The organism is Halorubrum amylolyticum (assembly GCF_004114995.1).
Taxonomy (GTDB): domain Archaea; phylum Halobacteriota; class Halobacteria; order Halobacteriales; family Haloferacaceae; genus Halorubrum; species Halorubrum amylolyticum.
In genome coordinates, this window is sequence record NZ_SDJP01000075.1 from 1 (window position 1) to 1,079 (window position 1,079).

A 1,079-nucleotide genomic window follows, 5' to 3' on the forward strand; every position below is an offset into this window, starting at 1 on the left:
TCCATACGAAGAGCTTCGTCGAGTCGTCAGCAGCAATGATATGATCTCACGGGCTCACGCTGTGCCGGCTGTCGAGACCTCGGGGTAAACACATACGTAAATCCTAAAGATAGCCTCTTCTCTCGCCTTGTTCTCGACGAGCTGTATGTCGCGTTCAAGCGAGGCCAGCGTTTGCTCAAGCAACAGCTGGTCCTCGCGAGCACGAGTGAACTCATCGACGTGGGTTTGCCAGTCGAGCGAATCGGCGACCTCGGAGTCATCAGGGCCGCCGAAGGTCGCACCGACAGCGATACCACCGGCAGCGCCGACAATGAGCCCGGCACCGATCGCGGCAGTCGTGAACGCGAGCGCGTCAGCGTCTCCGACGGGCGAGCCGAGGTATTTCGAGCCGACGCCCGCGGCGGCGGTGGCGCCGAGACCGCTCACGAAGGCGCGGCGGCCCAGACGACGATCGCGGTCGGAACGATCACCGTCAGCGCCCACAGCAGGCCCATCAGGAGCGCGGTTCGAAGCGATACAGCTAGTCGAGTCGTCATTGTTGGAACTCATAAGTGTAAGATCGAGGGGGTGGTTACCGGACGGCGACGCCCCATGCAGCGACCGTCACGAGGAAGGCCGCGATGGGTCCGACGTTGCTCGTCGTGTTGACGATGCTCGCCACCTGGTCGACGTACTGATAGCCGAGGATGAGAAGCGGGCCAGCAGCGATGAGGCCCTGCTCCCACTGCTCGTAATGCTCGAAGCTCTTGGTCTCAGAGGACGCAAACGCGACGACGTACGCGCCCAGCGAAGCAAACGTCGCGTGTTGAGTGGTCAGCGTGTACGAGTTGAGCCACGTCAGCGTGATGTCCGAGATCCCGCCGAACTGGTAGAGTCCGGCCGCGATGAACGCGACGGACAGCATCGCCGGGATCGTCTTGAGCTCGGTGTAGTCTTGAAGGGTCGCACCCATCGAGTTGCGGGTCGCCATCAGTCGTTACCCTGAAGAGCCTGTCATAGAATCAGTCTCATAGCGTGAGCTTCTCACGGCCCGGATTATTTCCCCGCTCAAAATTGGTAATAGCAACGACAATTCGGAG

General features: G+C 60.9%; 2 protein-coding genes. Both read right to left on the bottom strand.

Annotation, left to right across the window (positions count from 1 at the left end):
- Positions 1-54 precede the first annotated feature (54 nt).
- Positions 55-426, bottom strand: a complete 372-nt coding sequence (locus tag ESO89_RS18315) for a hypothetical protein (RefSeq protein WP_128906806.1) — start codon at positions 424-426, stop codon at positions 55-57.
- Positions 427-571: 145 nt separating this feature from the next.
- Positions 572-970 (bottom strand): hypothetical protein, encoded by a 399-nt coding sequence (locus tag ESO89_RS18320; RefSeq protein ID WP_128906807.1) that lies wholly within the window; start codon positions 968-970, stop codon positions 572-574.
- Positions 971-1,079: the final 109 nt, after the last annotated feature.